The organism is Campylobacter sp. TTU-622 (assembly GCF_016598965.1).
In the GTDB taxonomy this organism is placed as follows: domain Bacteria; phylum Campylobacterota; class Campylobacteria; order Campylobacterales; family Campylobacteraceae; genus Campylobacter_D.
In genome coordinates this window covers 1-14105 of sequence record NZ_JAENKR010000033.1, presented here as the reverse complement: position 1 = coordinate 14105, position 14105 = coordinate 1, and the positions used below count along the sequence as shown (strand labels likewise).

The following is a 14105-nucleotide window of genomic DNA, read 5'->3' as shown; positions in this document are numbered from 1 at the left end:
GTTTAATATAATAATCTTTGAAAGAATAAAAATAAAACTATTAAATAATATTAGTTTTATTTTTAAATTTAAAATATATTGGAGCTTTATTTATATAAAAAATATTTTTTTTGGTTTTTAGATTGTTTTTTAAATAATTTAAATTATATAAGGTTTATATTGGATAATAAAATAATAAATAACAAAAAGATAAAAATATATATAAAATTTTAAAATATCATAAAATTAAAGTTACAAATATTTAATCAATTTGAAAATCTATCTTAATAATTGTAAAAATTAACATAGGTTTATAATTTACATTTGGTTTTTTGTTACAATCAAATCAAAAAGGAAGTTTTTATGAAAGTTACAAAATGGAGCAGGGCGGATTTTAGCCCAAAGGAAGTTAAAATCAATATTTTAATCGACAATGAAAGTGGCAAGGAAATTCAAATTTTAATGGCTAAAGATAGTATCATGAAAGAACATAAGGCTCCATTTGCTATACATGTTCAGGTTTTAAGCGGTAAAATTTGGTTTGAAGTAGAAAATAAGAAATTAGAACTAAATGCTTTAGATATGATAAGCTTAGCAGCAAATGTGTCTCATTCTTTAGGTGGAATACAAGATTCTATTATAAGGCTTAGTTTAAGTAAATTTGATAGCATTCAAAGGGTTAGTGCTGTGCTTAAGAAGCCTTAATGCAATTTATGACTTGTTTAAATGATTGATCACAGGATCTGTTTTGTGAATGGCTAAAATATTGATCCCAGATTGGAAAATTTCATATTCTAAATTTTTTAATTTATCAATGATATCTTGAGAATTTGATTTAATAATTTCAATCTGTAATATAGGTTTAAAAGTTTTAAGATGGTTTAGACAACCAAGTAAAACTTCTTGTTCCATACCTTCTACGTCTATCTTAATAAAATCAAGTCTTTTAAAAGCAAAGCTATCAAGTTTTAGATAAGGAACTTTTTCTTTTTTTTGAGGCATTTGTCCTATGAATTCGTTATTTGATTTTAGCTCCAAACTACCAAAAGAGGCTTTTTGGGTATAATCTGGAACTAAAATTTCAAGCTCTTTTTGATTTTTATGGGGATTGCCAATAGCCGCGTGTATTGCTTTTGCGTTAAAGCAATTATTAATTGCTATATTTCCTGCTAAAGCATAAAAAAGTCTTTCTTGTACTTCAAAAGCTAATACCTCCCCCCAATCTTGCATTTCTATAGCCCATTTGATAGTATGAGCACCGATATTTGCACCGCAGTCTATCGCAAAAACATTATCTTTATAATATTTTCTACGCAATTTTAAAAGAGTAAGGCAAAGATCAATTTCTTCTGGATCAAAACTGCCATAATTTAAAAATTGAAAACCAACTCCATAACTTCCCTTTGGTGTATCGTGTCTATCTAGATGATTGATGATCATTGTTCCATTGTTTGTGGCAGCTAATATAAAGGGTAAAGGTCTTTTCATAATATTACTTATAATTTGTGATAAAATGACTTATTTTTTCTAAGCCTTTTGTAATGAGTTCATTGCTAGTGGCATATGAAAGTCTAAAATATCCATCCATGCCAAATCCTATGCCTGGAACAACAGCAACTTTTTCTTGCTCTAATAGTTTTTGACAAAATTTCATAGAATCTTTTTCGATTTTTTGTATATTTACAAAAAGATAAAAAGCACCCTCTGGTTTATATACACTAATTTTTGGAGTATTGTTTAGTATACTTAGAGCTAGATTGCGACGTTTTTCAAAGATTTGACGCATTGATTCTATATCTTTATCGCAATCTCCATTTAAGGCCGGGATAGCTGCGTATTGAGAGATGGAGCAAATGTTTGAGGTGCTTTGTCCTTGAAGTCTTTTAACAGCTGAAATTAAGTCTTTATTTTTACTGGCCATATAACCAAAACGCCATCCTGGCATAGCTCCGCATTTGCTAAGTCCATTTATAGTTACAGTGCGTTTTAACGCATCTTCGCTTATACTTGCAAAAGCTGTAAAATCAAAATTATCATAACGAAGTTTTTCATAAATTTCATCGCTTAATACTACGATATTTGTGCCTTCTAAAACTTTGGCAATTTGGGTTAGTTCTTCTTTGGAGTAAATTGAGCCTACGGGATTTGATGGAGAGTTTAACATCAATACTTTAGTTTTATCACTAATGCTATTTTTAAGTTGCTCTGCTGTGATTTTAAAGCCATTTGATTCTAAAGCTTTTATAAATACAGGCTTGCCTCCGGCAAATTTTACCATTTCAGGATAGCTTACCCAATAAGGAGTAGGGATAATAACTTCATCACCTTCTTCAACAAGACATTCTATACATTCAAATAAAGAATGTTTTGCACCAACGTTTGTGATAATTTCATTTATTTCATAATCAAGATTGTTATCTCTTTTGAGTTTGGTTTGTATAGCTTTTAAAACTTCATTTAAACCTACAACAGCAGTATATTTTCCGCAACCTTTTTCAATAGCGACTATAGCAGCATCTTTTATGGCTTTTGGTGTGTCAAAATCAGGTTCTCCGGTTGAAAGACTTATGATATCTTCGCCTTTGGCTTTAAGCTCATTTGCAAGTGTGGCAATAGCTAAAGTGATAGATTCTTCTAAAACTTTAGATCTTTTTGTAAGCATTTTTATCCTTTAATTTTTTTATTTTATTCTATCAAAAAAATATATTTGAGCATTGAAAAAATATAAAAAACTCTAATTAAAATCAAAAATGTGGTAAATTGGTAATATTTGTTAAATAAGTAAGATATAACTTAAGATTTTTACTGAGAATTTAATATAAGTAGTATTTTACTGCTTATATTAACTTTCTTTTCCATCTATGCTTTTTAAATAACCATTGTCATTTAAGAAAAGATATAATTCTCCTAAGATATGTTTTTTTTGTTTTTCATCTACTAGTTTTGAATTAGTGATTCTTTCATTTAATATATCCATAATAGCGTGTATATCATAGTCTAGATCTTCTAAAGTATCAAGAATAGATTGTGCTTCTATAATGCTTTCTATTTCATAGGATTTTTGATTTATGCTAATTGTTGCTTCGGTTGGATGGGTAAAAAGATTGTGCTTCATTCCTAAAACTTCTTGATAAGCACCTACTAAGAAAAATCCTAAGAAATAATTTTCTTTTTCTAAATCTACATCGTGTAAGAATAAAGGTTTGTCTTTAGAATATGCGATTTCTCCATCACTATCACAAGTTATATCCCAAATGCTTGCACTTCTTGTAGGTTTTTTGTCTAATCTATCAAGAGGCATTATAGGGAAATTTTGATTTAGGCCCCAAAAATCAGGCATACTTTGAAAAAGTGAAAAATTGATTAGATATCTTTCTTGCACTTCATCTTGTATAGCGAGTAAATCTGTGGTATTTTGTTTATCTCCTACTAATAGTATGGCTTTTTTTGTGATTAGATGAGTTAGAATTTCGGCATTGGATCTATCTTGTAAATCTACATAACCTAAATCAAAAAGGGTTAAAATGCTTTCTAGATGATCTATGCTATCATGTAAATATTCTAAGGCATTGGAAGGTTTTATGCTTTTGTAAAGATCATAAAGCTCGTCGATAAGCTTGGGATTTGTTTTTTTAAGCAAAAGTTTGCTTTCTGTGTATTCTTGTGAGAAAAGCTCTAATACAGGGGCAATTAATACAGCGTGATTTGCAGCTACAAAACGACCGCTTTCTATAAAAATATCAGGTTCAAGATCTTTTTTTTGTTCGGCAATATTTTTTAAGATAAAAACAACGTCGTTGGCGTATTCTCTTAGAGTATAATTTCTGCTTTTATCATTTTTAAATTGAGAGTATTCTACGGCTAAGCCTCCGCCAAGATTAATGGCTTTTAAATTTTTTGCTCCCATTTTTCTAAGTTCGGTATAAATATTTCCCACTTCATTAAGAGCCTTTTTTAAAGGGTGAATTTCTGTAATTTGCGATCCTAGATGAAAATGAATCATAGTAAATTGATCTAAAAGTTTGTTTTCTTTTAATAAATTGATAGCTTCTATAAGTTCAGTTGAAGTAAGACCAAATTTTGAATTAATTCCTCCGCTTTTTGCCCAAATTCCAACTCCTGCTGAGTGAAGACGCACTCTTAAGCCTATATTTGGTTTTGGTTTAAAACGCTCTTTTGCTATATCAATGATGGCTTTTAGTTCATTAAGTCCTTCTATGGTTAAGGTGATATTATGCCCCATTTCAGCAGCTATAAAACCTATATTGATAAGTTCTCTATCTTTAAAGCCATTAACTGTAATAGGTGCTTTTTCATTATTGTAAGCCATAGCAAGTAAAAGTTCAGCCTTGCTACCTGCTTCTAATCCATAATTATAATTTTTTCCAAGTCTGACAAGATTTTTAACAAAACCTGGGTATTGATTTACTTTTAGGGGATAAACAGCGTTAAAATTTCCTTTATAAGAGAATTCTTTTCTAGCTTTATCAAAACTTCCATAAATATTTTCAATTTGTTTTTGTATAAGGTGTGGAAAACGTAAAAGCAAAGGACCTTTATAGCCATCATCACGTAGAGATTTAACTATATCGATAATGGCTGGATTTTCTCCATGATTGATACATACTTTACCATTTTTAATGATAAAATTATTATCCCCCCAAATATCAATGCCGTAATTTGTCATAATACATTCTCCAAATTTTTAATTAAAATTTGCTCTTCTTTTTTTGTATTTAAATTTTTATAGAATAAACTTTCATTTTTTGCTTCATTTTCCCCCATGCAAAGAAAGATTAAATTTTGATTTTTATCAGCTAATTCTAAATGTTTAGCAAGTTTTTTGGCTTCATAACTTAGAATGACTTTATGTTTTTTTCTAAGTTGTGTTGCGAGTTTTAAAAGTTTTGTTATGTATTTTTCATCCATAGAGCAAAGATAAATTCCTTCTCTTTGTAATTTTTCTTCTTTTTGTTCTAAGATAGCGATAATTCTTTCTATACCCATAGCAAAGCCAACGCCAAAACCGCTTTTTCCATCAAGGTATTCAATAAGTTTATCATAACGACCCCCACCTGCAATAGCAGCTTTTGCGCCAATTTCATCGCTAATAAATTCAAAAGCTGTTTTAGAGTAATAATCAAGCCCTCTTACTAATTTAGGATCTATTTCAAAATTTACATTATTTTCTTTTAAAATTTTTTGCAAAATTTCAAAATCTTTTTGACAAGAAGAGCATAAATTTTCACTTAAAAGTGGGGCATTTGTGAGTAAATTTTGGCAGTGTTCATTTTTGCAATCTAAAACACGGATAGGGTTTAAACTTTTTCTACGCAAACAATCTTCGCAAAAACCTTCTTTAGAATCTAAAAATCGCACTAAATTTGTGCGGTATTTTGGCATACACTCTAAACAACCTAAGGAATTAATAAGTAATTTAAATTTGATATTTAAGCGTGAAAAAATTTCTACTAACATTAAAATGATACTTGCATCTTCATAAACGCTTGCATTTCCAAAGCTTTCAACTCCAAATTGATGAAATTCTCTTAAGCGTCCTTTTTGTGGTCTTTCGTAGCGAAACATAGAACCATGATAAAACCAACGTTTTATGGCATTATTTTTATCCATTTTTTTTTCTATATAAGCACGCACCACTCCAGCAGTTCCTTCAGGACGCATACAAACGTGATTTTGGCCTTTATCGATAAATTCATACATTTCTTTACCTACTATATCAGAGCTTTCTCCTACGCTTCTTTTAAAAAGAGTGCAAAGTTCTAAATGTGGAATGTTGATAAAGCTAAAACCATAGTTTTTTGCAACTTCTTCGCAAATTTTAATCACTTTTTCATAGTAATATGCATCTTTATCTAATAAATCTTTCATTCCTTTTAAAGCATTTATCATTTTAAAAATTCCTTTATTTGTTGATGTAGATTTTCTTTTGAATTATCAGCATTTAATTTTAAGAGTTTAAAATCGATTTTTTCTTTTAAAAAATTTAGAGTTTCTTCAAGCTCGTTTTGGACATTTAGAAAATAATCAATACCGCGTTTTTCTATACTATCTAACTTTTTTTTACTTAAGCGTTCTTTTATAAGTTCTTTGTGAGCTTTTAAAAAAATTATTTTTTGCGGGAAGTGGTAATTTAAGGCAAAAGCGTTAAATTCAAAAAGTAAATTTTTGTCAAAAGCTTTATTAGTATAAGCTATACCTGAGATAAAACTACGATCAGAAATGATTAATTTGTCTTGATTTTTTTTTAAGACTTCATCGTAATGCTGGGCACGATCTGCTAAAAAAAGCAAAAGCTCAGCTTTTTTATCGATTTTATGAGATTTGTTTAGTAAAAGTTCTCTTAAATGTTTGCCAAGTTCTGTTCCACCTGGTTCAGCTGTAAAAATAGCGTTTTTAAAACATTTTTTTAAAAGTTCAATTTGAGTGCTTTTTCCTACGCAATCAATGCCTTCAAATACTACATACAAGTTTCATCCTTTAAAAAAGGTAAAATTTCTTTAGGTACTAAAGTGCTTACATCGCCATTATGTGTAATAATCGATCTTACTATAGAGCTTGAAATAAAAGCATTTTTTAAATTTGGCATTAAATAGACGGTTTCTAAATCTTTGCATAAAGAATTATTTGCATAACCCATTTGAAGTTCATATTCAAAATCGCTTACAGCCCTTAAGCCTCTAATTATGATATTTACATCAAGTTTTTTTGCTAAATCTACAAGTAGGGTATCAAAACTAACAATTTCTATATTTTTTAAATTTTTTGTAGCAATATAGGCTAAATTTTGTCTTTGTTCTAATGTAAAATGAGGCTTTTTATGTTCGCTTTTTGCAATGGCAACTATAACTTTATCAAAAATTTTAAGTGCTCTTTTAATCACATCTAAATGCCCATTGGTAATAGGATCAAAAGTTCCTGGATATAAACAAGTCATTTTATTTTTATCCTTTTATTTTAAATTTTTTCCCATCTTTTGTATAAATTATGCTCAATATCTAAAAGATCAAGCCATTTTCCTATGATAAAATTATCAAGATCTTCTAGACTTTTTATTTTGGAATATGTAGCATAAATTGGTGGAGCTATTATAACTCCAAGCATACTTAGTTTTGCCATATGTTCTAAATTTAAAGTTGAAAAAGGCATTTCTCTTACAGCTAAAATTAATTTTTTTCTTTCTTTTAGAGCAACTGCACAAGCTCTTGTAAGCAAGGTATCTGCAAACCCTGAATGAATTTTAGCTAAGGTTGAGATAGAGCAGGGTGCAATGATGGTTTGATTTATTTTAAAAGATCCACTTGAAACAGCCGCGCTTAAATCATCATTTTCAAAAAAAATTGTTTTTTTAAATTCTTCTTTACATAAAAGCTTTAAGTCTTTATGATTTTCATTATAAAAGCTTAATTTTGCTCCATTGCTTACAATGCAAAAAGTTTCAATTTTTTCTTTTTCTAGGTGCTTGAGTAATTTTAATCCTAAATTAACACTACTAGAGCCTGAAATTCCTAATAAAATTTTCATTGTAAAAGTATCCTATTTTTTCCACTTACTATACCTTGCATTACCTTACCCTCTTTGTTTTTAGCTTTTATTCTTTCGCCTAAATTAGCATTTTCTAAAGCGGTTAGTTCTATTTGTATATCTATGTTAGAATCTCTTAATATACCTATAATAGGATCATTTCTTTTGATTAAAGCATTAATTTTAAACATATTTCTTTTTAAAATTGTATTTTTGTTTATATTAACTTTGACTACTAAATTTTTTGCTTCTTCTGCACTTAAAGCATTTAATGGGATTTTATCAAAATCCATTAAAGCTTTATCAAAATCTAAAGGACTTAATTTTTCTCCTTTAAGTATAGATTTTTTTGATTTTAAAATTTCAATATCCGCATCAACAAAATAACGAAAAAAAATATTTTTTTGAATATTTTGTGGTGTTTTAAATTCTGCTCTTAAAAAGCCTTGAGCTTTATTAAATTTTGCATTGGCTAATCTTAAAAATTCGTATTGATCAAAATCTTTAGGCAATGAAGTGTTCATAATATCAATTTTAGTAATAATAATATTACTAAAATTATTTTGTAATTCTTTACTTAAGGCTAATTTAACTTTTTCTATATTATTTGCAAAACATAAGTTAAAAATACAAATAAAAAAAAGTATTTTTTTCATTTTAAAACTTGTATCATTTTTTAAAATGCTGGAATAATGGAACCATTATATTTTTCTAAAATAAAATTTCTCACTTTTTCAGTTTGAAGCGCTTTAATTAAAGCTTTAATTTTAGGATTATTTTCATTTCCTTCTTTAACAACTATAATATTTACATAAGGATTATCTTTATCTTCAATTAAAACAGAATCTTTTAAAGGATTAAGTCCAGCTGATAGCGCATAGTTTGAATTAATGATAGCAAAATCAACATCATTTAAAGCTCTTGGGAGTTGTGCTGCTTTTAATTCTATAAATTTTATTTTTTTAGGATTATCTATAATATCAAGTGGAGTTTTTAGGGCAGAATTTTTAAAAGAGATCAATCCGCTTTTACCTATAAGATCTAAAGCTCTACTTTCATTAGTAGGATCATTTGGGATAGCAATTTTTGCTCCTTCTTTGATATCATTTAAGTTTTTATATGTTTTAGAATATATCGCCATAGGTTCTATATGAATAGCGGCTACTTTAACTAGTCTTGTTTTTTTGATATTGTTAAATTCTTTTAAATAAGGTTCGTGTTGAAAAAAATTTGCATCTACTTCATTAGCATTAACGGCTAAATTAGGCAAAACATAATCAGTAAATTCTTTGATTTCAAGTTTATAGCCTTGTTTTTCTAAATCTGGTTTAACTTGTTCTAAAATTTGTGCATGTGGAACAGGCGAAGCTGCAATACTTATGGTCTCAGTTGCATTAAGATTAAGATAGGTTAAAAAAAATAATAATACCAAAGCTTTTAGTTTCATTTTTTTCCTTAGTTTTAAATTTTAAAATTATAAAAAAGTTAAGTAAATAGGTATTATTTTTTGCTTAGTTTGTATAATAAATTTCCTATTATTTGAACTATTTGAACCAAAATAAGCAAAATAATAATTGTTTGAAGCATTATTTCTGTATTAAAGCGTTCATAGCCGTAGCGAATAGCAATATCTCCTAATCCACCTCCACCAATAGTTCCAGCAAGTGCTGAGAATCCTATGGTAAAAATTAAAGTTAAAACTATACTATTAATAACATTTGGTAAGCTTTCTACAAAAATAATTTTAAAAATTATTTGTAAATTATTGGCCCCATAAGACTTAGCTGCTTCTATGGTCGATTTATCAACTTCTTTAAAAGCACTTTCAAGCATTTTGGCTAAATAGGGTGCTATACCTATAGATAAAGGTATAATTGTTGCGCTTGTTCCTATACTCGTTCCTATTATAATTTTTGATAAAGGTAAAAGTATGATAATAAGTATAAGAAAAGGAAAGGCACGCAAAGTGTTAATAAAAAAATCTAAAATTCTATAAAAAATAATATTTTCTTTTAAGCCATTTTTATCATATATAGTGAGTAAAATAGCAGGAATTATAGCTAAACAAAACCCTAAAAAAGTCGCTACAAAACTCATATAAAGAGTTTCATTTAAAGCTGTTTTTAAAATGTTTTCAAAATTTGTTGGAAAAGTTTGGAAAGTATTAATTAAAGTTGTATTAATACTTTGAAGGGAAAAGTCATCATAAAACTGTTTTATTCTGTCTAAAAAATTTTCATTCAAGATACTATCTCCCATAAAACTTTATTTTTTTCAATATAATTTAATACTTTTTCTTTATCCTGTTGATCAATGTTAATGACTAAATTACCTAAAGCATTTCCATTTAGTTTTTCTATTTTGCCCCAAACTATATTAAAGTCAATATTAAGCGTTCTAGCCATATGTGTGATTATACTTTTTTGAGCAATTTCTTTTGGAAAATAGAGTTTGATATTTAAGCCTTTATCCGGTAAAAAATCATTTTCACCTAAAAATTCTTTCATTTTGTGATTAGGCTTTAAAAAAAGTTCATCAATCAAACCTTCTCCTATAACTTTACCTTTTTCAAGCAAAATAGCTTTTTGTGCCACTTCTTTTACAACGTCCATTTCGTGAGTTACTAAAACTATGCTTATGTGAAGCTCTTTATTGATTTTTTGTAAAAGTTCTAAAATATTTTTAGTGGTATTTGGATCTAGTGCTGAAGTTGCTTCATCACTTAAAAGAATTTTAGGATCAAGTGTTAAAGCTCTAGCTATAGCTACTCTTTGTTTTTGTCCCCCGCTTAATTCTTTTGGATAGGCTTTACTTTTTTCTAAAAGTCCTACTATATCTAAAAGCTCATTGACTTTAGATTTAAGTTCATTTTCGCTCATAAAATCTTTTTTAAAAAGTTTTGAATAAAGCTTATTTTGACTATAATGCATTCTTAAGGGTATTGCAACATTTTCAAAAACATTTTTTCTATTGATTAGAGCAAAATTTTGAAAAATCATTCCTATATTTTTTCTTAAAAATCTAAGTTTTTTTGGATAATTTTGTTTTAAATTTGAAATTTCTTCTCCTAAAACTTCTAATTTTCCTTCTTGATAATCTTCTAATCCATTTATACATCTTAAAAGAGTTGATTTTCCAGCACCGCTATGACCTACAATGGCATAAATTTCTCCTTTTTTTATCTCTAGGGAAATATCATTAAGAACTAAATTTTGCTGATAATATTTTTTTAAATTTGTAATTTTTATCAAAAATCACCCTTTTAAATTTTTTAATTCTAAGTCAATCTTTTTAAGTTGTTCTTTTAGACTGATTGAAGTATTAGTATTTTGCTCGATAATATTTTTTGGAGCGTTTTTGAGAAAATTTTCATTTGAAAGCATAGTATCTAGCTTTAAAAGTTCTTTTTGTAATTTTGCTTTTTGATTTTCTAATCTTTGGATAATAGCGCTTAAATCAATATTATCTAAAGCAATGAAAATTTCTAAATTTTCACTTACATCGCAAACAGAATTTGGTATTTTTGTATCTGTAAATTCGATCGATTCACATTTGGCTAAATTGGTAATAAAATGAGAATAAAGCTCTAATTTATTTTTTTGTTTTGCGTTATTTAGCTTTATAAAGGCTTTTTCAATTTTAGAATTTCCAAGCTCTATTAAGCTTTTTGCACGGCGGATACTGACTATACTTTCTATAAGTAAATTAAAAATTTCTTTAATTTCTAAATTTTCTTTATCAAAAGTTGGATAAGTGCTTATCATAATAGAAGAAGTATTTTCAAGATCACTTTTGCTAAGTTTATGATATAAATATTCGCTGATAAAAGGCATAAAAGGATTTAAAGCTTTTAAGGCTTCTTTAAAGATGCTGCCTAGCTCTTTAATACTTGATTTATCTGCTTTACTAAGTTCTATACCCCAATCGCAAAAATCATTCCAGAAAAATTTATAAAGTATATTAGCACTATCATTAAAACGGTATTGTTCTAAATTTTCTCTTACATTCTTAATACATTCTTGAAATCTTGCATAAATGTAAATTCCAAGATCGCTTTTTAATTCTATATTTTGCAGATCTTCAAATTTGTCTTGATTTAAAAGCAAATAATTACTTGCGTTATAGAGTTTATTGGTAAAGTTCCTAACTTGCAAAAGTTTGTCATTGCTTAATTTTATATCCCTTCCTTGTATAGCAAGAAGTGCTAGGGTAAAACGTAAAATATCAGCACTATATTCTTTGATACATTCATTTGGATCGATCACATTACCTAAGCTTTTACTCATTTTTCTGCCTTGCTCATCTTTAACAAGAGCATGTAGATAAATATCTTTAAAAGGTAGTTTTTCAAAAACATTACTACTTTGAAACATCATTCTTGCTACCCAGAAAAATAAAATATCAAAACCTGTAATTAGCAAAGAGTTAGGATAAAATTCATCTAAATCTTCTTTGTTCCATAATTTTCCTTCGCCCCAATGCTCATTACCCCAGCCTAAAGTACTAATAGCCCAAAGTCCTGATGAAAACCAAGTATCTAAGACGTCTGGATCTTGAGTTAAATTTTTACTCCCGCATTTTGGACATTGGCTTGGTTGTTCTTGGCTTGCCCATTCATAAGAACATTCACAATAATAAACAGGAATTTGGTGTCCCCACCATAATTGTCTTGAAATACACCAGTCTTTTAAATCTCTCATCCATGCGTTAAAACTATTAATCCAGTGTGAAGGATAAAATTCACTTTCTTTTAGATTGATTTTTTCTATGCTTTTTTGAGCAATTTCTTTTTTAACAAACCATTGTTTTGAAATATAGGGTTCTACTATATTATTGCATCTATAACAATATCCTACTTGATGAGTATAATCTTCAATTTTATCAATAAAACCTAATTTTTCTAATTGAGCTATGATTTTTTCTCTAGCCTTTAATCTTTCTAAGCCTTGAAATTCTAAACAATGTTCATTTAAAATACCTTTTTCATCAAAAATGGTGATAAATTCTAAATTATGTCTTTTGCCGATTTCATAATCGTTTGTATCGTGACCCGGAGTAACTTTAACTATACCTGTTCCAAAATTTGTATCAACATAATCATCAGCAATTATTTTAAGAGTTCTTTTGCAAAGAGGTAAAATAACTTCTTTTCCAATGAAATTTTTATAACGCTCATCATTTGGATTTACCATTAAAGCACTATCGCCAAATAAGGTTTCAGGTCTTGTAGTTGCAATTGTAACAAAATCATTACTATCTTTTAAAAAATATTTTATATAATAAAGTTTGCCTTTTGTTTCTTTATAGTCAACTTCAATATCACTTAAAGCTCCATCGTGTGTGCACCAATTAATCATATAATTTCCGCGTACAATGAGCTTTTTATTGTAAAGATCTACAAAGGATTTTTTTACTGCATTAACAAGTCCTTCATCCATTGTAAAACGTAAGCGAGACCAAGATGGGGTAATACCTAAAGTTCTCATTTGATTAAGAATTTTATCCCCGCTTTGTTTTTTCCATTCCCAAACTTTTTCTATAAATTTTTCTCTACCCAACTCTTCTTTTGTTATACCTTTGGCGAGAAGTTGTTTTTCTACAACATTTTGAGTAGCAATACCAGCGTGATCAAGTCCAGGTTGATAAAGAACCTTATAGCCGTCCATTCTTTTATAGCGTGTGATGATATCTTGTAAAGTAAAAGTTAAAGCGTGCCCTATGTGCAAAACTCCTGTAACATTAGGAGGAGGCATCATAATACAAAATACTTTTCCATCTTTTTGAATGGCTTTATTTGAATCAATTTCAAAATAGCCTCTTTCTTCGCAAATTTGATAATATTTTTTTTCTAAATTTTTATCATACATCAATTGCCTTTATCATTTTGCTTAAATTTATTTATATAGAAGTAATTTCTATAATTTCGCAAAATGGAAAAAAGTATTGTGCCGTATTAAGTCCGGTTTTTAAACTTTTAATATGTTTTGAAAATTCGCTTCCTTTGCCTTCTTTTTTTATTTGAAGTTTGAGTCTTTCTATGATTTCTTCACGTGCTACGTGTTGGTTTAATGTGCTAAGATTGTTTAAATAAGGACTTAGTTGATTAAGATTAATATATTTATAAGCTTTTTTCATATCTGAAAAAATAATTTCTTTATTATAGATAGTTAATTTCATTTCTCCTTTTGGTAGCATTTTTACAAAAACGCTTAAGTAATAATCTTTTGAGCTATCTTCTATAGAATTTAACATATCTTTTAAAAGATTAATTCTATATTGACTTAAAAATTTGCCATCTAAAATATAAACTTTCATATTTTCTGTGCTAAGTTCTGGTTCTAAGCGACTATTTTTTCCTATACTTAGATATTCTCTAGCTGTATTTAAGTATTTATTTTTATTTGATTTGTTTGATTGAAGTTCTTTTTTAATAGCCTTTTCTCTTTCTAAGATTTTTTGTTGTTTGCTAATTTCTTTTTTAAGAGCTTCTATTTTAGCTTGTTTATCTTCTTTTTGTAGTTGTTGTGAATTGTTTGTAGTATTTATATATTGATTATTTTCATCTGTTGTGGTTGTATTACTTG

Annotated in this window: 13 protein-coding genes and 1 pseudogene; 1 reads left to right on the top strand and 13 read right to left on the bottom strand. The window is 28.0% G+C overall.

Going from position 1 to position 14105, the window contains the following annotated elements:
- The first annotated feature begins 342 nt into the window (after positions 1-342).
- Positions 343-684 (top strand): cupin domain-containing protein, encoded by a 342-nt coding sequence (locus tag JG677_RS04595; RefSeq protein WP_200169976.1) that lies wholly within the window; start codon positions 343-345, stop codon positions 682-684.
- A 6-nt stretch (positions 685-690) separates the two neighbouring features.
- Here JG677_RS04595 and JG677_RS04590 read toward each other — a convergent pair whose 3' ends face one another.
- The 13 genes and pseudogenes from JG677_RS04590 to JG677_RS04530 all read right to left on the bottom strand — a co-directional run.
- Positions 691-1467, bottom strand: a complete 777-nt coding sequence (locus JG677_RS04590) for an FkbM family methyltransferase (protein ID WP_200217708.1) — start codon at positions 1465-1467, stop codon at positions 691-693.
- 4 nt (positions 1468-1471) lie between these two features.
- On the bottom strand, positions 1472-2641 hold the full coding sequence (locus JG677_RS04585; protein ID WP_200285407.1) for a pyridoxal phosphate-dependent aminotransferase: 1170 nt from the start codon (positions 2639-2641) through the stop codon (positions 1472-1474).
- 180 nt (positions 2642-2821) lie between these two features.
- Complete coding sequence (speA, locus tag JG677_RS04580) at positions 2822-4666, bottom strand: biosynthetic arginine decarboxylase (protein WP_200169979.1); 1845 nt, start codon at positions 4664-4666, stop codon at positions 2822-2824.
- On the bottom strand, positions 4663-5889 hold the full coding sequence (gene hisS / locus JG677_RS04575; RefSeq protein ID WP_200285406.1) for a histidine--tRNA ligase: 1227 nt from the start codon (positions 5887-5889) through the stop codon (positions 4663-4665). The genes speA and hisS overlap by 4 nt, the downstream gene beginning before the upstream one ends.
- The gene (tmk, locus tag JG677_RS04570; protein ID WP_200169981.1) at positions 5886-6467 is read right to left on the bottom strand and encodes a dTMP kinase; all 582 of its coding nucleotides are present in this window, start codon (positions 6465-6467) and stop codon (positions 5886-5888) included. The genes hisS and tmk overlap by 4 nt, the downstream gene beginning before the upstream one ends.
- Complete coding sequence (gene coaD, locus JG677_RS04565) at positions 6458-6934, bottom strand: pantetheine-phosphate adenylyltransferase (protein ID WP_200169982.1); 477 nt, start codon at positions 6932-6934, stop codon at positions 6458-6460. Before coaD ends, tmk begins: the two co-directional genes overlap by 10 nt.
- 20 nt (positions 6935-6954) lie before the next feature.
- Positions 6955-7521 carry a UbiX family flavin prenyltransferase gene (locus tag JG677_RS04560; RefSeq protein ID WP_200217705.1) on the bottom strand — a complete coding sequence of 189 codons (567 nt, stop codon included), beginning with the start codon at positions 7519-7521 and terminating at the stop codon, positions 6955-6957.
- Positions 7518-8177 (bottom strand): flagellar basal body P-ring formation chaperone FlgA, encoded by a 660-nt coding sequence (gene flgA, locus JG677_RS04555; protein ID WP_200217704.1) that lies wholly within the window; start codon positions 8175-8177, stop codon positions 7518-7520. The genes JG677_RS04560 and flgA overlap by 4 nt, the downstream gene beginning before the upstream one ends.
- A 20-nt stretch (positions 8178-8197) precedes the next feature.
- Complete coding sequence (locus JG677_RS04550; protein WP_200169985.1) at positions 8198-8968, bottom strand: MetQ/NlpA family ABC transporter substrate-binding protein; 771 nt, start codon at positions 8966-8968, stop codon at positions 8198-8200.
- 59 nt (positions 8969-9027) lie between these two features.
- Positions 9028-9780 (bottom strand): annotated as a pseudogene (locus tag JG677_RS04545) (methionine ABC transporter permease); the annotation flags it as partial.
- On the bottom strand, positions 9762-10772 hold the full coding sequence (locus JG677_RS04540) for a methionine ABC transporter ATP-binding protein (protein ID WP_200169986.1): 1011 nt from the start codon (positions 10770-10772) through the stop codon (positions 9762-9764). The pseudogene JG677_RS04545 and the gene JG677_RS04540, both read right to left, overlap by 19 nt.
- A 3-nt stretch (positions 10773-10775) precedes the next feature.
- Positions 10776-13388 carry a valine--tRNA ligase gene (locus JG677_RS04535; protein ID WP_200285405.1) on the bottom strand — a complete coding sequence of 871 codons (2613 nt, stop codon included), beginning with the start codon at positions 13386-13388 and terminating at the stop codon, positions 10776-10778.
- A 31-nt stretch (positions 13389-13419) separates the two neighbouring features.
- On the bottom strand, positions 13420-14105 hold a 686-nt coding region (locus JG677_RS04530), incomplete at its 5' end, for a hypothetical protein (protein WP_200285404.1).